This window comes from Alteromonas sp. AWJ4_199 (genome assembly GCF_056159165.1).
This window is the reverse complement of sequence record NZ_JBSWUR010000001.1, coordinates 2236517-2259177: the sequence shown is the minus strand read 5'-3', so window position 1 is coordinate 2259177 and position 22661 is coordinate 2236517. Positions and strand designations below refer to the sequence as shown.

The window sequence follows — 22661 nt, the reverse complement described above, 5'->3', positions numbered from 1 at the left end:
GTTTTGATACTGTTTGTCTTATATCTGCTCAACTTCAAAAGAAGAAACCCGCCTTTTATACAGTCGTTAATCTCTTTCAATTCAACTATAACCACTGTTTTATTGAGTTAACGGACCAAGTACATGTCGATAAAAGTATGGCCGATAAGTGAAAGGCCAAGAGAAAAGCTACTACAGCACGGTGCAGAAAGCTTAAGTGATGCTGAGTTGCTCGCTGTGTTGCTGGGCAAGGGGGTGAAAGGAAAGAGCGCCTTATCTGTAGCGCATGAATTGTTAAACGAACTCGGATGTTTGCGAGGAGTGGTAACCGCAACGAAAGAGAGCTATTCAAAAGTGTCAGGTATTGGGCCGTGTAAGTATGCCCAGTTCCAAGCAGGGTTTGAAATCTTTAAGCGCAATTTAGAAATAAAACTTAAACGCCAAGATGTATTTAACAACGTAGATGACACTAAGCGTTACTTACAGGCCAAATTAAGAGACTGCGAAAGAGAAAAATTTGCGCTTTTGATGTTAGATAGCCAACATCAACTTATCGCTTTTCGTACCATGTTTAACGGAACGATCAACAGCGCTGCAGTGTATCCGAGAGAATTGATCAAGCAGGTTATGATCGACAACGCGGCGGCGATCATTTTGGTCCATAATCACCCTTCAGGCGTAGCAGAACCTAGTCACGCAGACATTCGGTTAACAGCCGAGATCAAAAATGCTATGGCATCGATCGATGTACCTGTGCTTGATCATTTTGTGGTTGGGGACAAAGAAACCATTTCATTTGCGCAGCGTGGCTTGCTAACATAAGATTTCTAAGTCATTTGTCGATTATAATCTAGTCAAATAGATGAAAATGATTTAGCATAGGACCTAGTGGGTAATTTTTTTTAAAGGACTGTTATGAAGAAGTCAATTATTGCATTGTTTGCAGCTGCTACTATGGTAGCTGGTGTTAACGCACAAGAAGGTGAAGGCGGTGCTGGTGCAGGTGGTGCGGGCGCAGTAAGCGGTGGTCTAATCGCTACTGGTGTTGTTGCTGCTGGTATTATCGCTGGTGTTGCAAACAACAACTCTGCAGATGCGCCAGGAAATGGTGGCGTTACTCCAGGTGAACCTACTTGCGAAGGCGACGACCAAATCGTAGACGACGTATGTGTTGGTACAACTAACACTGTTACTGTTACTACTTCTGGTACAAGCACTGTAACTAAGACAATTACTGTGCCTGTTACATTTACTTACGCGCCGACCGTACAGTAAATTTAAGAGTATTCGAAAAAGCCGCTTCTTTTAGCGGCTTTTTTTATTTTTACAGCAAAACTTCATCATTCTTAGTGTTTGTCGGCGTACTTTAATGAAACTACATATTCTATCGGCCCTTATCGGCTTTCTTTGCCTTTCCCTTTCGGGTTGTTCAACAACAACACTCGCTTATTACAATACGCTTAAACTTGCTTTTAAAGACCGCACGGTAACTTACACCGTTGAAGAAATTGCAGCGAGTAAGGCGGATATTATGCAAATTAAAGCGGGGAAACGAGACACTGCCTCTCTTGCATTAGCCTACATTGATGGTGACAAGTATAAATGGGTGTCGGGTGATAGAGTCATTTTTACTATGCACCACGGTATTATCGTGAAAACTGAAGGTTTAGATAACGACCTCTTTTATACAGGAAATTTGCAGCATAATCCGTTAGCCACCAATGATGTTTTGCCCTTTAGCTGGAAGCGTAAAGTAGATATAGACTTAATTGGATACGGTGTTCCGGTGGACTCTTCATGGCGAATTGTGGGAGAGGAAACTCACGAATATCTGGGCTTTTCTGTGCCTCTTATTAAAGTCGTAGAAACCGTAGACTTTTCAGAATATACCCCCTTTATAGACGTGGGATTGTCGTGGGAAAATACCTATTTCCTACATAAACACACGAAAGAGCTAATGGCCACGAAGCAACAGTTCAGCCCTGAAGGGGACGTATACGACATGGTTTATCTAAGCCGTGTTGTACGCGAGATGAACAAACAAGGAGTAACGCAATAATGAAGTTTATTTCTACGCTTTTTATTGCCTTAGGTCTTATTACATCCACTAGTTTGTGCGCCAATGACGGCATTGTAAGCGTGATGGTGAACAAGCAAACTTACCAGTTCGACCGACCAATCAGGTTATCAAGTGTGTTGTCTATAGTGGCTGATAATGGCGATTGGTATTGGCCTACAGCTTCTGCATTTGATTTAACCAACCCAACAGCTGAAAGAGAAAAAGAGATTGCGCTGTCGCAAATAAGAGAACTACTGGCTAGCTTTGATAAAGACTCAGACACTCACAAAGCACTGCAAAACCTCTTTGAACAAGTATCTTCATGGACGGTGTCTACACGTATCGATATGCCTATTTCTTACAATCGAGCTAGGTTGTTCTTTGAAGACAACCCTATGTTCCAGCCGGGTAAATATTGGATCCGTTTAAATGGGCGCCCTAACGTAGTGCATTTCTCGGGTGCAGTAATAAAGCCAGGCGCTTATCAACATCAAAGCGATACCTCAATTTATACGGCGGCTCATACGGTTAAAAAGGCGGTAGACGCCGACAGAAGCGTTGTTTATGTCATTGACCCCATGGGTAATATAGAAGAGAAGGGTATTGCTTACTGGAATTTAGATTTTGCTCAGCTTATGCCGGGTAGCCAGATTTACGTGCCTATTTCTTCAGAGCTTTTCAGCAATAAACTTAAGAAATTAAATGAGCGGGTTGCCGCGTTAGCTGTACATAGGGTTTTACCTCAATGAGTGCGCCAATATTTAAGAAAAAAGTATCTAAGAAACAAATATCTAAGAAAAAAACACTCGCGCTGGTAATTAGCAGCGCATTATCTTCTGCCACGCTTGCTGATACTCAACTTCGCGTTACGCCCTCGCAGATGGTGCAAGGCGGTAATGGCCTAATTCAAACGCCAACCGCGCGTATGCGCGACGAAGGCGGAATGGCCATCAACTATACCGATAACGGTGAATACCGCTTCTGGTCAGTTAATATCCAGCTTTATGATTGGATGGAAGCGACCGCTCGCTATACCGACGTACGTACACGTTTATATAGCCAAGTTGAATCATTCAGTGGCGACCAAACCTTAAAAGATAAGGGCCTAGACGTTAAGTTCAGGCTATGGAAAGAAAGTTACTACCTACCAGATATTAGCGTTGGTTTTAGAGACTTCGGTGGCACTGGTTTCTTTGAAAGCGAGTACGTAAACGCCAGTAAATCTGTTGGTCCATTCGATTTCCACTTAGGCTTAGGCTGGGGATATTTAGGTACAGCAGACGATATCACTAACCCATTTTGTGAGGTTCGAGACAGCTTTTGTGAACGTCCTGGCGGGTTCTCAGGCCGAGGTGGTAAGGTAGATTACGACCAGTTTTTCAAAGGCACCACAGCCTTCTTTGGTGGCGTAGAGTATCAAACACCGTGGGAACCGTTAACGCTAAAGCTAGAGTTTGAAGGAAACGATTACTCACGTGACAGAGCCGGTCAGTTAGAGCAAGATTCTCGCTGGAATGTGGGCGCGGTATATCGCTACAAAGACTTTGATTTCTCGTTAAATTACCAACGTGGAAATACCATTGGTTTCGGTGTGACATATCGCTTCAACATGGACACAGCATCACAGATCAAGTTTGACGATGCGCCGCGAAACTTATTGGGAAGAAATGCACCGTCCGATGTTAAGGATGTGAATAAATCGCGTCTTTACAATGACCTTTATAATTCAGGCGGTTTTGTTTTATCCGATGCTGAAATTAAAGAAGACAGCGCAACTTTCTATGGAACGCAGGTTAAGTATCGCGATCAAGATGAAGCTATCGAGCGGGTAGGTCGTGTTGTGGCTTCTGAGCTTCCTGATAGTGTTAAAACTTATCATATGGTAGATAATCGTGGCGGCATTCCTATGGTCGATACACAAATAGATGCTGAAGCCTTTATCTCTGCCGCCCGCTATGAGTCAGTGGATGCTGAAATAACTGAGACTTACATAAGAACGTCACCTTCTGAAGAAGTGATGGACGCTTACGACCCCGCAAATACGTCAGGCTTTTTCTATAGCACCGACTTCTTTTTCACTCAATCGTTTGGTAACCCAGAGGACTTCTACCTTTATCAAACTGGGCTATTACTCAACGGTGGCTATGCGTTTAATGAAAACTTCTCGGTGGTAAGTAGTGCACGAGTGACGCTTCTTGATAACTTCGATAAGTTTAATTACCTCGTAGATGGTGAAGACGTGTCTTTACCTCGCGTGCGTACCCGGGTACGTGAATATGTGTCTGAAAATGATGTATGGTTAGATACTGCGTTTTTACATTACAAAGACGATATCGCTGACGATCTTTATGCTCAAGCATACGCAGGTTATCTAGAAACCATGTTTGCTGGTGTAGGTGGTGAAATTCTTTATCGCCCTGTCGATAGTAATGTCGCCTACGGCATCGATATCAACTACGTTAAACAGCGCGACCCTTACAGCCAAACAGGCTTAGAGGATTACGACACGATAACCGGCCATGCAAGTGTCTATTGGCAGCCTGAATTCCTAGATGATACGCAAATTACGGTTAGTGCGGGTCAATTCTTGGCGAAAGATAAAGGCGTGAATATTGATTACGCCAAGCGCTTTGATAGCGGCATTATAGTAGGTGCTTACGCTGCCTTCACTGATGTTTCTTCAGAAGAATATGGGGAGGGGAGTTTTACTAAAGGCTTCTATATTTCCATTCCTACCGATCTGTTCTTGCTAGAGCCGTCGAAAGGGCGAGGATTGTTCCCTTGGGTACCAATCTCTCGTGATGGTGGGCAAATGTTACGTCGACCTTCAAGGTTGATAGATTTAACTGAAGTTAGGTCGCCTTTTTTTGACTAGCGATAGTTTAGCTACGTAAAAGTTAGAAACTAAAAAGGGAGCACATGCTCCCTTTATCATTTTACTATCAGCGCCAGTATTTCAAACGCTTTCGCAGTTTTAGATTTCTGAACCAATTCTTAGGCTTAGTGCAGTTTTCAGACCTTGGAAAATGCTTAATCTCATCAATTGTTGCCGCTAAGACGCGCTTTGCTGATTCCCCATCTTTATAGGGGTGCATTTCGCTGCTGTAAACACTGATGGCATTTTCAAGTTCTGAATCCATGGCTAACGCCTTTATTATGCTCATCTCAAGTACATCGGCATTGTCAATATTAATAAGTACTGGCTCTGGCTGCTCATTTTTGTATGTCACAACTGGTTTACCCGTTAATAAGAACTCAGTAATAGCAGACGAGGTATCTGAAATCATAATATCGCTTTCCCGCAACAAAGGAAGAATACTAGAAGAGGTGACAACTTCTAGTTTATCGTGCTGTGCGAGCATATATTTTTCAATGGTTGCTTTGTCCATCTTAGGATGAAATTTTACCTTCCATTGCCAGTCGTGCTTTTTGCTCAGTGCAACAATATGCTCAAACAATGCTTCGGTAGAGGTAAGGCTTGGCGAGAAGGTCGGGGCGTAAAGGATAACTCGCTTTTGGTTAGTCGGGGTATCAGGATTACCACTTTTAAATAAGTTATCTAGCTTAGTCCATCCAGTTTCTTTTACTGTAAAGTGAGGGTGTTGCAATCTTAGCTCTTCAAACTTTTTAGTGAAAAACGGGCCCTGCGTACAATACAAATCAAAACAACCTCTGATCCGAAAATGGCCTTTCTTTTTCCATTCAAAGCCGTGGAATAACTGTACCTTTAAGCCAGGTAAGAATGAAGGAATAAGGTTGCCAGGCACAAAGGATGCATCGGGGTTGAATTGGATGACCTCTTTGATTGATGGTAACACTTGTTCATCCTCACGAAAGAGTGATGTGTTGATGTCATTCCCTTCTACGAACCATTTTACTTCATGACCAGCGCTACGCATTTCTTGTTGAAGCGGTCGTAGGATCTCAAAAGAGTAGTTTTGAGATATATAAAGCAAAAATCTCATGAATGAGTGTCTCGAATAATTTCGATGATTTCTGTCGTCGATATGGAAGGTGTTCTGGGTAAATAAATGACCTCACAAATATCTCTAAATTCGTCAAATTTACCCTCCCAGTCATTACCCATAACCAGTACATCGGCGTTGTGCTGCATAATGTAATCGCGCTTCTTTTCTAACGACTCTTCCATGAACACATCATCAACGAAGCGCAATGAAGACAGTAATTCTTCCCTACTGCTATAGGCGTACACAGGAGAGCGCCCTTTTTTATCTAAGTTGAGCTCGTCAGAAGATAGGCCTACAGTTAAGTGATCGCCACAAGCTCTGGCGCGCTTAAGAATACGGATATGCCCAATGTGAAGCACATCAAATGTGCCGAAGGTGATTATTTTTCGCAAGGTAATTCCTGATTATTTGTCGTAAGGTAATGTGCTATCCGTGAACTGCACTTTCCATCCATTGCTCCCACCATGCAACGGGTAACTGAAAGTCGCTCAGCACGCCTTGCATCCGGAGCATTGACGCATTCCCTGAGCAATCTATTAGATTCAATAGGATTTGAGGCACGGTTTGCAATATCGTGAAAAAGTACAATATCGGGATCGAGGCGCTTTTTCATTCTAAATTTAAATAGGCCAGTATAGTTCCACTTTCTTTTGGTAAAATCGCACCACACGACGGGTTTATCGATCGCTGCAAACTCAAAAATAGCAGAGGACGCATCAGAAAGCATTACATCACAAATCTTCATAAACGGTACTAAACAAAACTCGCTTTTTTGTGTTAGGTAGACATTGTCATACGATGACCAAGTGTGGAGTTTATTCTTCTGATTAGCATATTTTGTTTTGGTTACGCTGAAGAAGTGAGGTTTAAGAATAATATTGAAATCAGAAAGCGAACGGGGCCAACTATCGTCAAATTGCTCTATACTGCTTGGAAAAAAGGTAGGGGCATAAAGGACCGTAGGCTTAGTGGGATCCAACCCCATATCTTCCAATGAAATCGGAGCAGGGTTATCGCCATAAAGAGGGTCGAGTTTTGCATAACCCGTATTTACAAAAGTGCGTTGTGGAAAACGCTCGATTAACCTTGCTAGCCTACGCTCTCCTTCAACAAAGCGAACATCGAAAGGGTATTCTGATACTTTGTAATAGCAAGATTTAGGGCCTATCCCATGTTGCATTAGGGCAAGTTTTGCGTGTAGAAACGCTTTCTTTTTACGATGAAATGGAGGTACGTTGCCGAATATAATCCAGTCTACTTTTTGTTGCTCATAAAATTCAAACACATTTGATTTATCGGCAATAAAATAATATTCAAAATGTTCCTCGTCAAGTTTTTGCGCTTTTATCTCGTCGTATCCATCTTCTTTGTGCAATATGAACCGAACCTTAGCACCTTGGCTTTTTAGCTCCTTTGCCACAGGCAAGTATTGAGGTAGATAATAGAGATGTTGCACATCAAAAAGCACACTTGATGACATATTTCGACTCCAAAATTACAAACAACCTACATAATGCTGCAAACTGATGCTTTTATCAGTAACGATTAACACGAGCTAGTATATCGCGCTGAAATGAAAATGTAACAAAGTTTGCCCGCATAGACGAATGATAAGGTTGAAAGGTGGCTATTTGGGAGTGAAATGGAGTATTGTTTAAAAATTGAGCGCCAGGGAAAATAAAAAGTAACCTTTTTGTACTTTCTTATTGAAATGATCCTGCCTTTGCTGTATAAAATGCGCCCTCTAATTTATAGTAATACGTCATTTGACCCAACCACTGTTTGAGCGCTTGGGATTAACTGACGCGACAGTTATCGTTGTTCTGGAGACAAATACAATGTCAAGAGTATGCCAAGTAACAGGTAAGCGTCCAACGGTTGGTAATAACCGTTCACACGCACGAAATGCGACTCGTCGTCGCTTTTTACCAAACCTTCAAACACACCGTTTTTGGGTTGAGAGCGAAAGCCGTTTTGTAAAACTACGTTTGTCTGCTAAAGGCATGCGTATCATCGATAAGAAAGGTATTGATTCAGTACTAACTGACATCCGTGCCCGTGGTGAGAAAATCTAAGGAAGCCGACAATGCGTGATAAAATTAAACTAGTTTCTTCAGCAGGTACAGGTTTCTTCTACACTACTGATAAAAACAAGCGTAACATGCCTGGCAAAATGGAGATCAAAAAGTATGATCCCGTTGTGCGTAAGCACGTTATGTTCAAAGAGGCCAAAATCAAGTAATTAGCTTGCTTTTGTCTCCACGAAAACCCAGCCTTTGCTGGGTTTTTTGCTTTTAAATCCTTTGCAATTGCTCGTATACCTCTCAGATCTTCGCGAGATCGCAACGTAGCGCACAAATGATCCCGCTTTTATTCACACACAAATAGTTGCCGTACGTTCAGTAGATAAGACGTAAGCAGCACGCTGATTAAGGCTTACAGCATCCTAAAAACGTATTAAGCCAGACTTCAAGCAGCGCCAACTTTTCTTTTAAAGCGCCCTACACAGAGTTAAGCAAGTAATCTGCACATTGGATTAGCTTATAAGAGAATGAGGCATTACTATATTGCGTTGTTTATAGTCGACCATATTACGGAAAAACGCGTGGCAAGAATTTCTCAGCGGGCAATGAACAACGTCGTTATCATCGCAATGCTCATTATGATTGCACTGTTTAACTTAGACAGTTTGGTACCAAAGAAAGACCCTATACAAACGCGTAGTTTATTACCTGAAGATGCCTACGTGCTCAAGATAGAGCATGATACAAATAGCCTAGAGCGCATCGGGCAACAATGGCGTCAAAAAAGCCTTAACACAAGCCTTGCTGTAAAACCCGACGAGCAGTTTTCACACTGGCAACGGGCTATGCTGAACCCAGCTACTGAGGTACCTGCGTCGGTCATGAATAGCCAGCCTTATATTGTTGTGGTTTGGCTTGCGGGTAATAGTAACGGCAACGTTTATGCTATTTACCCCAATACATCACCTGTAGTGATCAAATTTGAAAATAACTGGTACACATTAACCAATACCAACCTCAATAAATTATTACCTTGGACATGATAAATGCCTGAATTACCAGAAGTTGAAGTAAGCCGGCTAGGCATATCACCGCATTTAATCGGCAATACCATTACTCGTGTAATAGTACGGGAACGAAGAATGCGCTGGCCCATACCTGAGGAGGTCTCAAGTGTTGAGGGGCAGAAGGTAATTGCGGTAAAACGTCGAGCGAAATACCTGCTTATTGAAACAGCAACAGGCACGCTTATTTTACATTTAGGAATGTCGGGCAAGCTGCGTGTCATCGACGCAACCACACCCGTTGTGAAACACGACCACGTGGACATTGTTCTAGATACCGGGAAATGCTTGCGTTTAAATGACCCTAGGCGCTTTGGAGCAGTTTTATTTCAAGCGCCCAATACGCATCAAGTAATGTTTGACAACCTAGGCCCAGAGCCACTTACAGACGACTTTGACGAAAAGCACCTGTTCAAGCTATCGCGTAACCGTAAAGGCCCGGTAAAAAATTTCATTATGGATAACGCAATCGTTGTTGGTGTGGGCAATATCTATGCAAACGAAGCTTTGTTTCTTGCCGGTATCGATCCGCGTAGAGCGGCGGGTAACATCAGTGCGGCTCGCTATAAGTCACTCACCGCTACAATAAAGCAAGTGCTCGCTAAAGCCATCGAGCAAGGTGGTACTACGCTCAAAGACTTTGCACAAACCGATGGTAAGCCCGGTTATTTTGCGCAGCATTTAAATGTGTACGGAAGAAAAGGTGAGCCTTGTGAAGTGTGCGGTAAAGCCATTGAAAGCAAGGTGATAGGGCAGCGCAATACCTTTTTCTGTACTCGCTGCCAGCGCTAATAGCTAAAAAAGATTTATGCTAGAAAGGTTTACAGCTAGAAAACTAACTTAAAGCAACTTAACACCGTAAAGCGACTGTACTGGACAACGCCGGTTTACCTAACTCTTTTTACCTAGCCTGTCTCTTAACGCTTGCTCTACTACCGGGTGGCAAAAACCACTTACGGCCCCGCGATGCAAGGCTACCTCTTTCACTAGAGTAGAAGAAATAAACGAGTTTTCTTCAGCTGGAGTTAGAAATACACTTTCAAGCTTCGGGTTTAGGCGTCGATTCATATTGGCCAGCTGGAATTCGTATTCGAAATCAGATACCGCGCGTAAACCACGAATCAAAATAGTCGCGTTTTGTTCATCCGCAAAGTCCGCTAGTAAACCAGTAAACCCTACTACTTCAACATTAGGCAGATCGGCGGTAACTTTCTTTATCATTTCTACCCGTTCCTCTAATGTAAAAAGCGGTTTTTTACTGGGGTTAGAAGCGATAGCCACAATAACGTGAGAGAATAGCTGAGACGCCCGCTCAATAAGGTCTGCATGACCGTTAGTAATGGGGTCGAAAGTACCTGGGTAAAGTGCTCTAGTGTGCATAAATTGAATCTTATTGTCGTATAGGGTTTATAGGTTCAACTGGGCTACTGTACCACATTAACGAGTAATGCTAAGTACTGCTGCAATTATGTTTATTATTCGCGGTTTTTAACGCTTCACCAATTCGTTATAGCCATCTAAGCATGCCTTCCAATCGTCTTCTTTCCAGTGAAATACCGGGTTTTTCGCTTGCTCTTTATGTAGAGAGCGCAATAGACGATCTAGGTTACTTTGTTTCCAGCTATCCCCTTGGCGTTTCGAACAGCGGTCAAAGTCGATTAGCCAAATTTGCTTATCGCCATCAATCATAATATTTCGAACATTCGCATCGTGATGATAAACCTGGCAATTGTGCATTCGAGCCAGCGCTCGCCCGACTTCATGCCATTCGTTTTTTGATAGTGGCTGCTGGCACAAAACGTGGTGCAGGTCTTGGCTATTAGGAATGTTAAGGGTGATAATATCGCCCCGATAAATTAAGCCTCTGCGATGGATACGAGCAGCGACAGGAATAGGTACCAAAAGACCTTCACCTCGCATGTATTCGAGCAATGCGAATTCTTCGAAAGGTCTAGAACGTTCAATGCCATTAAAAAAGTATTGGTCACTGAGTATCTTGCCTGCCAGTCCGCCACGCATAAAGTGCCGTAAAACCCAGTGTTGACCTTCATGCTCAATGAAGATGGTTGTACCACGCCCCTTGGCTTGACCTGTTATCTTGTTCTGCAGTTGCCAAAACTCAGGGCTAAACATTTCAGTATTGGGCTGACTAACCAAGGTATTGTCGAAAATAAAGTGGTGCCCAGCACCTATGTCTCGTCGCATTGTCGCCATGTTGCCCACAACTTATGGTAAATTTCATATTCTAATGATTTATTTTGGTTTTTCAGCAACGAGAGAGCTTCTGTGGGAAAAAAGATTTGTTTAATGCGCTTATCGGCCATTGGGGATGTGTGTCATGCCGTTGCTATGGTTACTCGAATTCAATCACAGTGGAACGATGCTGAAATTACGTGGGTAATAGGGAAAGTGGAGTATCAGCTGGTGAAGCTGATGCCAAACGTACGGTTCATTATTTTTGATAAATCAAAAGGGAAAGCTGCAGTAGATTCGCTAAAAGCGGAAGTGGCCGGTGAAACCTTTGATGCTTTATTAATGATGCAGGTGGCATTACGGGCAAACTTAGCTTCGCGAGTGATTAAAGCAAAACAGCGCATAGGTTTTGACTGGGCGCGAAGTAAGGAGCTGCACTGGTTGTTTGCCAATAAACGGGTGGCTGCCACAAAGCACGCTCATGTGCTTAAAGGTTTTATGGATTTTGCCGATGCATTAGGCGTACCAGAGACAAAGCCAGTATCTTGGAATATCCCGGTTGCTCCAGAAGATGAGCAGTGGGGCGAAGAACAAGCAAAAATACTGGGTAAATATGTGGTTATTTCACCTGCTGCAAGTAAAGCTGAAAGAAATTGGTTGCCACAGCGATACGCAAGTATTGCTGACTATATCCAGGAGGCCGGCGTCAGCGTGATATTATGTGGCGGTCCAGGAGAGTTAGACCGCAAAACTGCTGATGCAATAAAAGCGTGTGTGAAATATCCGCTTAAAGACTTTACTGGGCAAACAACATTGCATCAGTTGCTTATGTTGCTTAAGCATGCCCACCTAGTTATTGCACCAGACACTGGTCCGGCTCACATGGCTACAACTGTTAGCACACCTGTAATTGGGCTATACGCACACTCTAACCCACGCAGGACGGGGCCTTATAACGACCTTGATAGAGTAGTCTCTGTGTATGATAAATGTGTAGAAGAACAAAAGGGAAAACCCTGGGACGCGTTGCCATGGGGTACGCGAGCCAAAGGGCGCCAATTAATGGAAAAAATTACCGTAGACATGGTAAAGCAAAAAGTTGCGACGTTTCTCGTTTAATTTTTTATCGTAAGGTAAAACTACCAACTATTATCTACACTTAGCGTTGTGAACTGTACTTCTGTGAAACAGGGAGCTGTTACTTAATGAAAAAGCCCGCTTTGCGATGGCTGTCCGGTATTTACGCTTTTACCACATCAAAAATAGTGCTACTAGCATTAGCAGTGCTAGTACTGTGCGTGTCTAAAGTAAATGCGTCTGAACTTAACGTCATGGTGAATGAAAGCGTAATGGTTGCAGAGCTTAATCGCTCTGAGCTTCGTCAGATCTTTACAGGGCAGCGTCAGTACTGGGGCAACGGCACTAAAATAACGGTTTTTGTACTGCAAGACAGCGATGAGTTACACCGTCAGTTTTGTCGCGATATCCTTCAAATGTTTCCTTACCAGTTGTCTCGGCTTTGGGACCAAATTACCTATTCTGGGCAAGGTATCACACCTATCAGAGTAACCTCTTATCAAGCGCTAGTTGATGCACTAGAGAATACCGTGGGCGCTATCGGTTACGTTGAGCGAAGTGATATTGTTAAGCTAAGACGCGTAGAGGTAGACTTAGAATGAAAAAATATATCGCTTTTTCGCTCGTAATCGTCAGTTCGTTCGTTGCTAACGCACAGACAGACTTCACATGGCATGGCTATATTTCACAAGGCATTACCCAGTCGAAAGACAGTAGTTTTATCACTGACAACAACAAGGTTACTGGTGAACTCACAGAGATAGGCTTGAACGGTTACTATCAGGTTGCAGAAAATATATCCGTTGCTGGCCAAATTAATTATCTAGACGGTGGTAACCGTTTCGAACAAGGTGCTCGCCTAGACTATCTATTTGTCGACTGGAAACTGCCTGACTTACCTAGCGGATGGCGCGGGCAAATTCACGCAGGTCGCTTTAAAAACATCCATTGGCTTTATTCCGCAACCAGAGATGTTCCTCAAACTCGATATACGTCATTATTACCTCAATCAGTTTATAACGACGGATTTCGTGACGTTGCATTGGGTAGTAATGGTATTTTGACCAGTTTTTCTCACTTTAGTAAGGAATATACGTGGGAGCTTAACTGGAGTTATGGGCGCTCGAACATTAACGATTCTCAGCGCGACTTTCTGTTAGGTAATGAAGTTAAAGGGAAAATTAAACAAGACTTCGTACATCAAGCGAGCCTGTTTTTACAGCCCTCATCCATGACGTGGAAAATAGGGGCTGGTTGGCTTGATTCCGATTTCAGGTACACGCCATCACCGGATGAAGATGGTTTGCCTGGCAGCGCGAACATAGAGCGATTTATGTTTTCTGCGCAATACTTCGCAGAAAATTGGGAGCTGTCTGCTGAATTAATACGCGACAAACAACTAAGCCAAGGGCTGTTTTCGTCAGATTTTATCGAAAAGCGCACCGGAGAAGGCGGCTTTGTTCAATTCAGGTACCTTTTTAACAACCACGTTAGCGGCCTATTGGGCTACGACACTTACATCAATGATACATCTGACCGTGATGGTAAAGACCTAGAGACAAAGACAGGAGGTCTTATCCCTGCCTACTTTGGATATCAGGATACGTATACGGTGGGTTTACGTTGGGACATCGCTCCAAAATGGAGGCTCCAAGGGGAATATCACTGGGTAGAGGGGGCAACCCGCGTGGTGAGTTTGTTGAACCGTGATGTGGCATCCTACTCTGATAAACATTGGGAAATGTGGTCAATACAATTGATGTATTGGTTTTAAGGCTAGTAAATGAAGGTTCAGGTATCTTTTACCACTAAAACCATCGCCATATTATTGGCAATGGTTTTAACTGTTACAATTGTAATTTCTACCATGCTTATTCAAGAATCTGAAGCTAAGCTTGAATTACAGCAGCGTGAAAGCCAAATCAGCAATCAACGTCGCGTGCAGTTGTTTGAAGATATTCTCCATAGCCGCATGATCACCTTTATTGATATTATAAGCCGTAAAAGTGGCGCCTATTCCAATAACCTTGATGAATTACGTAGTACGTTAGATGACCTAAACGAATACCTAACGCTCAATTTTCAGGTCGAAAGCCTGTACTTATTCGATGAAAATGGCGTTGTTGGACAGCCCGCTTACCCTGTTAACGCCACTATAGAGCGCCTTGTAGATTCCACCCGGGCAGCATTTGAAAGCCGCTCGTTACTGGTCTGCGAGAGCGTATGTACCCATTATATTTCCATACCCATAATGGCGCAGAGTGAGAAAGTGCCGGTTATCATTGTTTCTACTTCTATGCGGGAACTGCTGTATTTGTTCAGCCGAGCGACCGATGTGCATAAGGTTGCGGTTGTTCAGTTGAGCGAATTACAAGAGGGCAATCTTTCATTAAAGGTAGCAAGCCAAGTTACGGCGGCCAATCGACAGTTCATAAATTTACTTATTGACGCTTTGCCGGCTAACTGGCGTGTTGACGATCTCGTTATCAAAGGCGTGAATGTAGGTTTAGACAGCCAGCAGCTTTTAGTGAGCCTTCTACCTTTTGACCACGCGTCAGGAGACCATCCTTATTTACTTATTGTACAAGATGTGTCGGCAATGATACGTCAGAACGAGCAATATCAGTACGTGGTTATTTCAAGCGCTATCGTATTATTTCTTCTTTTCTCTTCGTTGCTCTATCTTTTCTTAAATCAATATCGCACAAGGCTATTAGATATCAGCGAACGCCTACCTATGTTGGCTGAGCATAAGTTTAGCGAATTTTACACGGTTGCGGCTAAGCGTAGAAAGCAGCCGGTATTTAAGCTAACCGACGAACTCGACGTGGTTGAGGAAGCGGCGAACGATTTAGCGCGCCAGCTAGAAAGCTTTGACGGACAAATGGCAATTAACACCGCTAAGCTCGAAAAAATGGCCATGTTCGACGTGCTAACAGGGCTGCCTAACCGCAACATGTTGACCTTTCAAATTGAAAAACAATTAGCTAGTTCAATTCGCGATGACAGGCTAGTTGCTCTTATGTTTATGGACTTAGACGACTTTAAGAAGGTCAACGATAGTCATGGGCACGACGTGGGTGACAAGCTTCTCAAAGCCGCTGCAATGCGAATTTCAAAACCTATTCGGGAATCTGATATTGCGTCTCGTTTTGGTGGCGATGAATTTGTTATTTTGCTGTCAAACATAGATAGCAAAAAGCATGTTGATACTGTTGCGCAAAAAATCATAGACGAATTCAAAGAGCCTATCATTGTTGATGGCGTGACCTTTTATGTCTCAATCAGTATTGGTATTGCCATAACTAATCACTCTCGTGCCACGCCGGTGGAACTGTTACGTCACGCTGATATTGCAATGTACGAAGCTAAGGCGAAGAAAGGCGCAGAATTTAGGGTGTATGACGCCACCATGAACCTCAAGGTAATGCAAAAAGTCGAGTTGGAATCTGAAGCCCGTGAAGCCCTCAGAGGTAACCAGTTCAGCCTTGCCTTGCAACCGCAAATTGACATTCACAGCGGCAAACTTATGGGCTTTGAAGCGCTATTGCGCTGGTATCACCCTAAAAAAGGGCATATTTCACCAGGTGATTTCATTCCTCTGCTTGAAAATACGTCGTTTATGCTCGAGCTAGATTACTGGGTTATCACGCGCTCCACCCATTTGGTACGTGAGCTTAAAAATAGCGGATATCCAGATATTAAAGTGGCAATTAACTTATCGGCAGGACAGTTCCTCGACCCCAGCTTACCTGAGTTTTTACAGCACCAAATCATCAAAAATGATATTGCGCCTGACCAAGTTTGCCTAGAGCTAACGGAAACCGTTTTGGTCTCAGACATCAAGCGGGCAACGGAAATAATGCAAACCATACGTGATATGGGGTGTATGTTAGCCATTGACGACTTTGGGACCGGCTATTCATCATTGAGCTATTTAAAATCACTGCCAGCCGATTACATAAAGGTCGATCGTTCTTTTGTTGCTAATATTGCCAGCAGCGCAGACGACAGAAATATTGTGCATTCCACCATATCTATGGTGCGTAATATGGGCATGCAGGTAATAGCTGAAGGCATTGAAACCAATGAGCAGTATGAATTGCTTTGTCATTTCGACTGCCATCAGGGCCAGGGCTATCTTATTAGCCGTCCTATACCTGAAGTAAACCTTTGGGACACATTAAGGGACAAAGTAGAAAACGGTTTTTGGAAAGACTTTGCCTAGCACTTAAAACAAATTAGCGTGATTTAAGCATTTTTTGTGAGTGTGCTGAATAATTTACAAACTTAGTCGACAAACCCATTAAATACAGCGCAAGGGTGTGTACCCTTTCATGCGCTTTCATTACACTAGCGGTTTTCATATACCCACACTTGGAGAATGGCATGTCTGCGGCATTTATTTCTCATTTGCAATCGCAAATTGAAGCCACAAAAGAAGATGGTTTGTACAAAAAAGAGCGTGTAATCACGTCGCAACAACAAGCGGATATTGGCGTTGCTGGTGGCGAGCACGTTATTAATTTTTGTGCTAACAACTACCTTGGCTTAGCAAATAATGAAAGCTTAATCGAAGCGGCGAAAGAAGGCTTAGATAGTCATGGCTTCGGCGTAGCATCTGTGCGATTCATTTGCGGAACGCAAGACATTCACAAGCAACTAGAAGCCTCTATCAGCGACTTTTTAGGTACAGAAGATACCATTCTTTATCCGTCTTGTTTTGACGCCAATGGCGGACTGTTTGAAACCCTGCTTGGACCGGAAGATGCCATTATTTCTGATGCATTAAACCATGCGAGTATCATTGACGGCGTGCGCTTGTGTAAAGCCAAACGTTACCGCTATGCCAATAACGACATGGCAGCGCTAGAAGAGCAATTAAAGCAAGCTGATGCCGACGGCGCGCGCTTTAAAATCATTGCTACCGATGGCGTATTTTCCATGGACGGCGTTATTGCCGACCTTGCTTCAATCTGCGACCTGGCCGACAAATACGGTGCCATGGTAATGGTTGATGACTGCCACGCAACGGGTTTCTTAGGCGAAAATGGTAAAGGTAGCCATGAATACTGCGGTGTAATGGGTCGTGTAGATATCATTACAGGTACTTTAGGCAAAGCCCTTGGCGGCGCGTCAGGTGGTTATACGTCGGGCAAAAAAGAAGTTGTAGAGTGGCTACGTCAGCGCTCGCGTCCTTACCTATTTTCTAACTCTGTTGCGCCACCTATTGTTTCAGCATCATTAAAAGTGTTTGAAATGATGAAAGAGGGTGATGAGTTGCGCGCTAACTTATGGCGAAATGCCAACCATTTCCGCAAGCGCATGGAAGAGGCTGGCTTTACTCTTGCCGGTAAAGACCACGCTATTATTCCAGTGATGCTTGGTGACGCTCGCTTAGCCAGTGAAATGGCCGACAAACTTTTAGAGAAAGGCATCTATGTTATTGGCTTCTCTTACCCTGTTGTACCTAAAGGGCAAGCTCGAATCCGTACGCAAATGTCAGCAGGTCACAGCCTTGAACACGTAGATAAAGCCATCGATGCTTTCATTGAAGTAGGCCGTGAAATGGGAGTGATTTCATGAAGTCGCTTGTAAAAGCAAAAGCGGAAAAAGGCATTTGGCTACAAGACACGCCAAAGCCTGAAGTAGGGCACAACGACCTACTGATTAAAATTCGCAAAACCGCGATTTGCGGTACTGATATGCATATCTACAACTGGGATGAGTGGTCGCAGAACACGATTCCCGTACCTATGGTGGTTGGTCACGAATACGTTGGCGAAGTAGTGGGTATGGGGCAAGAAGTAAAAGGCTTCGAAGTTGGTGACCGTGTTTCTGGTGAAGGTCATATCACCTGTGGTCACTGCCGCAACTGTCGCGCTGGTCGCGTACACTTGTGCCGTAACACTGAGGGTGTGGGTGTAAACCGCCCTGGTGCTTTTGCAGAGTACTTGGTAATTCCAGCATTCAACGCGTTTAAAATTCCAGACAATATCAGCGACGACCTCGCGTCTATTTTCGACCCGTTTGGTAATGCCGTTCACACCGCGCTAAGTTTCGACTTAGTAGGCGAAGATGTGCTTATTACAGGTGCTGGTCCTATAGGTATTATGGCGGCGGCGGTCGCAAAACATGTAGGTGCGCGACACGTTGTTGTTACCGACATCAACCCTTACCGTCTTGAACTGGCTAACAAAATGGGTGCAACCCGTGCTGTTGATGTAAGTAAAGAAAACTTACAAGACGTTATGGACGATCTGGGTATGACAGAGGGCTTCGATGTGGGCCTTGAGATGTCTGGTGTGCCAGTAGCCTTCAGAGACATGCTCGACAAGATGAATCACGGCGGCAAAGTGGCCATGCTGGGCATTCCTCCGCAAGACGTTGCTGTCGATTGGAACCAAGTTATTTTTAAAGGTTTGGTAATAAAAGGCATCTATGGCCGAGAAATGTTCGAGACCTGGTACAAAATGGCGAGCTTATTACAAAGCGGCCTAGACCTTTCACCCATCATCACTCACACCTTTTCCATTGATGACTTTCAGAAAGGGTTTGATACCATGGGGTCAGGACACTCAGGTAAAGTTATTTTGGATTGGCAATAATGACAACATTCTCACACATTAGCGTAAACGACGTGGCTAACTTTCAAGGCGACGTAACTATTGTGGATATTCGCGATCCCCAATCGTTTGCTAATGGCCATATGCCCAACGCGGCACCGCTGAACAACGACAACTTTGGGGCGTTTATTGATCAAACACCCAAAGATATCCCAGTTGTTGTGGTGTGTTATCACGGCGTAAGCAGCCAGCAGGCTGCGCAAGTGATTGCTCAACAAGGTTTTGAAACCGTTTACAGTATGGACGGGGGCTTTGAAGCGTGGCGACAGGCGAAGCCGGTAGTAACCGAATAGCTATTTTATAAAGGTGCACAATGTGCACCTTTTTTTTATGTTTTGCAGGTCTTTCACTATTTCAGTATAAAGAGTCAATGACGAGAGCTAGGATTCCGCGCTCTTGCACATCTTTATCGCTTCACACTCTTTTTTGCTTTTGGGGTAACAACTAGCTTATGGGTCATCCTTTAATTGCGTTTAATCAGCAAAGTCCAGCGCACCTTCTTGCCAACTACTTAACCAGTCAGCATATCAACGCCAACGTGGTACAACACGAAAAAGAGTTTGTGGTTGTGCTGGATAACAGTGAGCATATTGACCGCGCAAAAGTTATCGCAGAAGACTTTTTAGCAAATCCAACGAACCCTAAATATCAACAAGCGGCATGGGACAATGGTAAGAACGTACAGCTAGCCCCATCAGGTAGCGGCTTTTCGTTGAGCAAAATAATCTCTGATGCCGTTAAAGCACCGTTTACGTCTGTGGTATTTGTGCTGTGTGCTGTAGTTTACCTATTGTCTTTATTTGGGTTATTTGCCCCCATTGCACAGCACTTATTGATGCAGCCGTTTTCTGTCTTGTCACAAAATCACGAGTGGTGGCGGCTGCTGGGCCCGGCGTTTATTCATTTCTCGGCACTTCACATTATCTTCAATTTATTGTGGTGGGGCATGCTGGGGGCCAAAATTGAACGTACTTTAGGCATAAGCATGCTGCTGATTGTTTTTGTAATATCAGCCACGGTTTCAAATGCTGCACAAGCGCTATTTAGCGACCCTGTACAAGGTAATTTACTCTTGTTTGGCGGTCTATCTGGTGTGGTATATGCCGTAATGGGATTCGTGTGGTGGCTTGGTTGGCTGCGCCCAAGCTGGGGGCTTTCGCTGCCAAACTCCATTGTCGGCTTTATGCTAGTATGGCTAGTACTTGGCTATGCCGACATTCTGTGGGTGAGTATGGCAAATGCAGCGCATACGGCGGGCCTTATTTCAGGCTGCTTACTTGCCGCTACGTTAAGCTTAGGTTCTGGAAAGCGTTAGCAGTTGATGAAGGCAGGGCTTAAAACCAAAAGATACTGAAGTGTCTAGGTATTACGACGTATAAGTATGAGATAGCATGCCGTTCTAACCTAGAAAATTGGCGTGTTACATACTAAGACAAAAAATGGTAAAACTGCTTTAGAAACAAAAAGCGAGCTGATTAAAAGCTCGCTTCTTCATTGGCCTAGACAGCGGTTATTCTGTTCAAGCGCCCTGATATAAGTACTTAGTAAAGATAACGTTCTTAATCACTTCACCACCGGTTTCTTGCTGCATGTGCTCTTGAAGGGCTTTCAATATAGCGCGACGAATATCTTCACGACCGGTAAGCGACTTTACTTTCTCTGCAGGCTGCTGCCCGAAAATCTCAATGGCGGTAGAACGTAGCAGCGGCATATGGTGTTCAGCAATTTCAAGTTGGTTCACATCGTGAATCATTAACTCTACCGACACGCGAACGTAACCAAGCTTCTGTGCGCTGTCGCTAATATAGTTGGTAACAATCTCTGGCTCTAAGCCCAAGTAAGCGTAGTTGGCTTTATCTTGCGCCAATGCTGAATTGCAACCAAAAACAAAAAAACTAACCGCAAATACACGTAAAACGAGTGACTTAAACATAGTGAAGCCTGAAACACCAAAGTAATAAATTCACTTGATAGTGTAGCAAATCCCTTATCAAACACACTACTGCAAAAGTTTAACCAAGTGAAAATATTCTCACATGACGTGTTATCATACTAACAGATTCATTATTCGGGCTTTTCGTGTGAGTTTTAATGCCACTTTTCCAGTGGGTTTGGCGGTTGACTGGCAAGCACCTTCTGGCATCACAATTCCAAATGCGCAGCTAAAAAACTGGTTGTTAGATACCGGGTCATTGACCGAGCGAGTGCAATCTTTAAGTGACCACTTTTCGCTTGAGCTTATTGGGCAGCGCACGCAAATACCTCACGACAACGAGTTATCGTTATTACACAATAACGGCAACACCAGCTATCAAGCTCGCGAAATCCTGCTGTGCGGTAACAATCAACCCTGGGTGTTTGCACGCTCTATTATTCCCCAAGCGTTTGTAGACAGCGAGCTTTCTGACTTAGGCCGCGAGCCACTGGGAAAACGTTTGTTCAACGACACGCGGTTCACCCGATCAGAGTTCCAATTGTGTACTGCCCAAGCCTCCCAGTTTGGCATTAACAGTAACCAAACCTTGTGGGGAAGACGCTCGTTGTTTACGTTAGACAACTACAGCATGATAGTGGCTGAAGTTTTTCTTCCACATTCTCCGGCTTACAGTCAGTCAGCCATAAGCGAAAAGGAAAGCGAACAGCAATTATGAAACACAATTGGAAGGCATATGCGCGGCTTATGCGCCTTGATAAACCCGTAGGTATTTATTTACTGCTGTGGCCTACATTGTGGGCGCTGTTGATGGCGGCCCAAGGTTTACCGTCTTTAGGCATTACGCTTATCTTTGTGGCTGGCGTAGTCGTAATGCGTTCAGCTGGCTGCGTTATCAACGACTATGCTGACAGAAAGGTGGACGGACGCGTAAAGCGCACAACACAGCGTCCGCTTGCAACGGGCGAATTGAAACCTAAACAAGCGCTGCAATTATTTGGCGCACTTATCGCCATCGCCTTTGTGTTAGTGCTGTTTCTTAACTGGCAAACTATCGCGTTATCTTTCATAGCGCTTTTGCTTGCTGCAAGTTATCCCTTCATGAAGCGTTATACCCACTTACCGCAGGTGGTATTAGGTGCGGCATTTGGCTGGGCTATACCTATGGCTTTTATGGCCGTGCTAGAAACTGTACCAACGTACGCTTGGTGGTTGTTTATTGCTAACTTACTATGGACAGTAGCGTACGACACCATGTACGCCATGGTAGACCGCGACGACGATTTGCAAATAGGCGTTAAATCTACCGCCATATTGTTTGGTAAAAACGACGTGCTAATTGTGATGTTGTTGCAAGCCTGCGCGCTAGCAATTCTGTGGTGTATAGGCGTAACAATCAATGCGACATGGCCTTACTACACAGCCGTGCTGTTTTCTGCTTTGCTATGCGTGCGCCAATATCAACTTATTAAACGCCGCCAGCGTGAAGGCTGTTTCACCGCGTTTATTGAAAACCACTACATTGGTTTAGCCATTACGCTGGGTACGGCGCTGCATTTTTGTTTGGTTTAGTAGGGTACTTGTTAATACACCCGAAACCATACAACTATTGAACAAGTAAGCCGCAGTGAAAATTACTCGCAGTAGCAATTTGTTGCTTTTACCTTCTTACGTCACATTATAACTAAACGAAAGTATATACGTTTGACGATATATACTTTCGAGAGTATGTTAGGAG

General features: G+C 43.9%; 25 protein-coding genes. 19 read left to right on the top strand and 6 right to left on the bottom strand.

Going from position 1 to position 22661, the window contains the following annotated elements:
- Positions 1–123 precede the first annotated feature (123 nt).
- The 5 genes from radC to ACXAER_RS09855 all read left to right on the top strand — a co-directional run bounded on the left by radC (position 124) and on the right by ACXAER_RS09855 (position 4913).
- Positions 124–801 carry a RadC family protein gene (gene radC / locus ACXAER_RS09875; RefSeq protein ID WP_179981900.1) on the top strand — a complete coding sequence of 226 codons (678 nt, stop codon included), beginning with the start codon at positions 124–126 and terminating at the stop codon, positions 799–801.
- Between the two features lie 93 nt (positions 802–894).
- The gene (locus ACXAER_RS09870; RefSeq protein WP_474828826.1) at positions 895–1254 is read left to right on the top strand and encodes a hypothetical protein; all 360 of its coding nucleotides are present in this window, start codon (positions 895–897) and stop codon (positions 1252–1254) included.
- Between the two features lie 94 nt (positions 1255–1348).
- Positions 1349–2038, top strand: a complete 690-nt coding sequence (locus tag ACXAER_RS09865; RefSeq protein WP_474828824.1) for a YjbF family lipoprotein — start codon at positions 1349–1351, stop codon at positions 2036–2038.
- Positions 2038–2787: a capsule biosynthesis GfcC family protein gene (locus ACXAER_RS09860; RefSeq protein ID WP_474828822.1), complete on the top strand. Its 750-nt coding sequence runs from the start codon at positions 2038–2040 to the stop codon at positions 2785–2787. Before ACXAER_RS09865 ends, ACXAER_RS09860 begins: the two co-directional genes overlap by 1 nt.
- Positions 2784–4913 (top strand): YjbH domain-containing protein, encoded by a 2130-nt coding sequence (locus ACXAER_RS09855; RefSeq protein WP_474828820.1) that lies wholly within the window; start codon positions 2784–2786, stop codon positions 4911–4913. The genes ACXAER_RS09860 and ACXAER_RS09855 overlap by 4 nt, the downstream gene beginning before the upstream one ends.
- A gap of 67 nt (positions 4914–4980) precedes the next feature.
- On the opposite strand, the gene ACXAER_RS09850 is transcribed toward ACXAER_RS09855, so the two are convergent.
- The 3 genes from ACXAER_RS09850 to ACXAER_RS09840 are packed head-to-tail and all read right to left on the bottom strand — an operon-like array spanning position 4981 to position 7381.
- Positions 4981–6003, bottom strand: a complete 1023-nt coding sequence (locus ACXAER_RS09850; RefSeq protein ID WP_474828818.1) for a CDP-glycerol glycerophosphotransferase family protein — start codon at positions 6001–6003, stop codon at positions 4981–4983.
- Positions 6000–6398: an FAD synthase family protein gene (locus tag ACXAER_RS09845; RefSeq protein ID WP_474828816.1), complete on the bottom strand. Its 399-nt coding sequence runs from the start codon at positions 6396–6398 to the stop codon at positions 6000–6002. The genes ACXAER_RS09850 and ACXAER_RS09845 overlap by 4 nt, the downstream gene beginning before the upstream one ends.
- Positions 6386–7381, bottom strand: a complete 996-nt coding sequence (locus ACXAER_RS09840; RefSeq protein WP_474828814.1) for a CDP-glycerol glycerophosphotransferase family protein — start codon at positions 7379–7381, stop codon at positions 6386–6388. The genes ACXAER_RS09845 and ACXAER_RS09840 overlap by 13 nt, the downstream gene beginning before the upstream one ends.
- A gap of 463 nt (positions 7382–7844) precedes the next feature.
- On the opposite strand from ACXAER_RS09840, the gene rpmB reads away from it, so the two are divergent.
- The 4 genes from rpmB to mutM all read left to right on the top strand — a co-directional run bounded on the left by rpmB (position 7845) and on the right by mutM (position 9886).
- The gene (rpmB, locus tag ACXAER_RS09835; protein WP_012516576.1) at positions 7845–8081 is read left to right on the top strand and encodes a 50S ribosomal protein L28; all 237 of its coding nucleotides are present in this window, start codon (positions 7845–7847) and stop codon (positions 8079–8081) included.
- Between the two features lie 11 nt (positions 8082–8092).
- The gene (rpmG, locus tag ACXAER_RS09830; protein WP_012516577.1) at positions 8093–8248 is read left to right on the top strand and encodes a 50S ribosomal protein L33; all 156 of its coding nucleotides are present in this window, start codon (positions 8093–8095) and stop codon (positions 8246–8248) included.
- Between the two features lie 363 nt (positions 8249–8611).
- Positions 8612–9073 carry a hypothetical protein gene (locus tag ACXAER_RS09825; RefSeq protein WP_474828812.1) on the top strand — a complete coding sequence of 154 codons (462 nt, stop codon included), beginning with the start codon at positions 8612–8614 and terminating at the stop codon, positions 9071–9073.
- Between the two features lie 3 nt (positions 9074–9076).
- Positions 9077–9886: a bifunctional DNA-formamidopyrimidine glycosylase/DNA-(apurinic or apyrimidinic site) lyase gene (mutM, locus tag ACXAER_RS09820; RefSeq protein WP_474828810.1), complete on the top strand. Its 810-nt coding sequence runs from the start codon at positions 9077–9079 to the stop codon at positions 9884–9886.
- Between the two features lie 99 nt (positions 9887–9985).
- Here mutM and coaD read toward each other — a convergent pair whose 3' ends face one another.
- A complete protein-coding gene (coaD, locus tag ACXAER_RS09815) occupies positions 9986–10474 on the bottom strand; it encodes a pantetheine-phosphate adenylyltransferase (protein ID WP_179981907.1) in 489 nt (162 codons plus the stop codon).
- A 108-nt stretch (positions 10475–10582) separates the two neighbouring features.
- Complete coding sequence (locus ACXAER_RS09810) at positions 10583–11308, bottom strand: 3-deoxy-D-manno-octulosonic acid kinase (RefSeq protein WP_474828808.1); 726 nt, start codon at positions 11306–11308, stop codon at positions 10583–10585.
- Between the two features lie 93 nt (positions 11309–11401).
- Between ACXAER_RS09810 and ACXAER_RS09805 the strand changes: the two genes are divergently transcribed.
- The 8 genes from ACXAER_RS09805 (at position 11402) to glpG (ending at position 20305) form a co-directional block, all read left to right on the top strand.
- Positions 11402–12406 carry a glycosyltransferase family 9 protein gene (locus ACXAER_RS09805; protein ID WP_474830557.1) on the top strand — a complete coding sequence of 335 codons (1005 nt, stop codon included), beginning with the start codon at positions 11402–11404 and terminating at the stop codon, positions 12404–12406.
- Positions 12407–12492: 86 nt separating this feature from the next.
- A complete protein-coding gene (locus tag ACXAER_RS09800) occupies positions 12493–12966 on the top strand; it encodes a hypothetical protein (protein WP_474828806.1) in 474 nt (157 codons plus the stop codon).
- A complete protein-coding gene (locus tag ACXAER_RS09795) occupies positions 12963–14138 on the top strand; it encodes a hypothetical protein (RefSeq protein WP_474828804.1) in 1176 nt (391 codons plus the stop codon). The genes ACXAER_RS09800 and ACXAER_RS09795 overlap by 4 nt, the downstream gene beginning before the upstream one ends.
- Before the next feature lie 9 nt (positions 14139–14147).
- Positions 14148–16592, top strand: a complete 2445-nt coding sequence (locus ACXAER_RS09790) for a putative bifunctional diguanylate cyclase/phosphodiesterase (protein WP_474828802.1) — start codon at positions 14148–14150, stop codon at positions 16590–16592.
- A gap of 161 nt (positions 16593–16753) precedes the next feature.
- Complete coding sequence (locus tag ACXAER_RS09785; RefSeq protein ID WP_474828800.1) at positions 16754–17950, top strand: glycine C-acetyltransferase; 1197 nt, start codon at positions 16754–16756, stop codon at positions 17948–17950.
- Positions 17947–18972, top strand: coding sequence for an L-threonine 3-dehydrogenase (tdh, locus tag ACXAER_RS09780; RefSeq protein ID WP_474828798.1), 1026 nt, complete (start codon positions 17947–17949; stop codon positions 18970–18972). The genes ACXAER_RS09785 and tdh overlap by 4 nt, the downstream gene beginning before the upstream one ends.
- On the top strand, positions 18972–19283 hold the full coding sequence (gene glpE, locus ACXAER_RS09775; protein ID WP_474828796.1) for a thiosulfate sulfurtransferase GlpE: 312 nt from the start codon (positions 18972–18974) through the stop codon (positions 19281–19283). The genes tdh and glpE overlap by 1 nt, the downstream gene beginning before the upstream one ends.
- A gap of 158 nt (positions 19284–19441) precedes the next feature.
- Positions 19442–20305, top strand: coding sequence for a rhomboid family intramembrane serine protease GlpG (gene glpG / locus ACXAER_RS09770; RefSeq protein WP_474828794.1), 864 nt, complete (start codon positions 19442–19444; stop codon positions 20303–20305).
- Positions 20306–20509: 204 nt separating this feature from the next.
- Here glpG and ACXAER_RS09765 read toward each other — a convergent pair whose 3' ends face one another.
- A complete protein-coding gene (locus ACXAER_RS09765; RefSeq protein ID WP_474828792.1) occupies positions 20510–20923 on the bottom strand; it encodes a flagellar basal body-associated protein FliL in 414 nt (137 codons plus the stop codon).
- A 148-nt stretch (positions 20924–21071) separates the two neighbouring features.
- Between ACXAER_RS09765 and ACXAER_RS09760 the strand changes: the two genes are divergently transcribed.
- A complete protein-coding gene (locus ACXAER_RS09760) occupies positions 21072–21641 on the top strand; it encodes a chorismate--pyruvate lyase family protein (protein ID WP_474828790.1) in 570 nt (189 codons plus the stop codon).
- Entirely contained in the window at positions 21638–22495 is an 858-nt protein-coding gene (gene ubiA, locus ACXAER_RS09755; protein ID WP_474828788.1) for a 4-hydroxybenzoate octaprenyltransferase, read from the top strand. The genes ACXAER_RS09760 and ubiA overlap by 4 nt, the downstream gene beginning before the upstream one ends.
- The last annotated feature ends 166 nt before the right edge of the window (positions 22496–22661 follow it).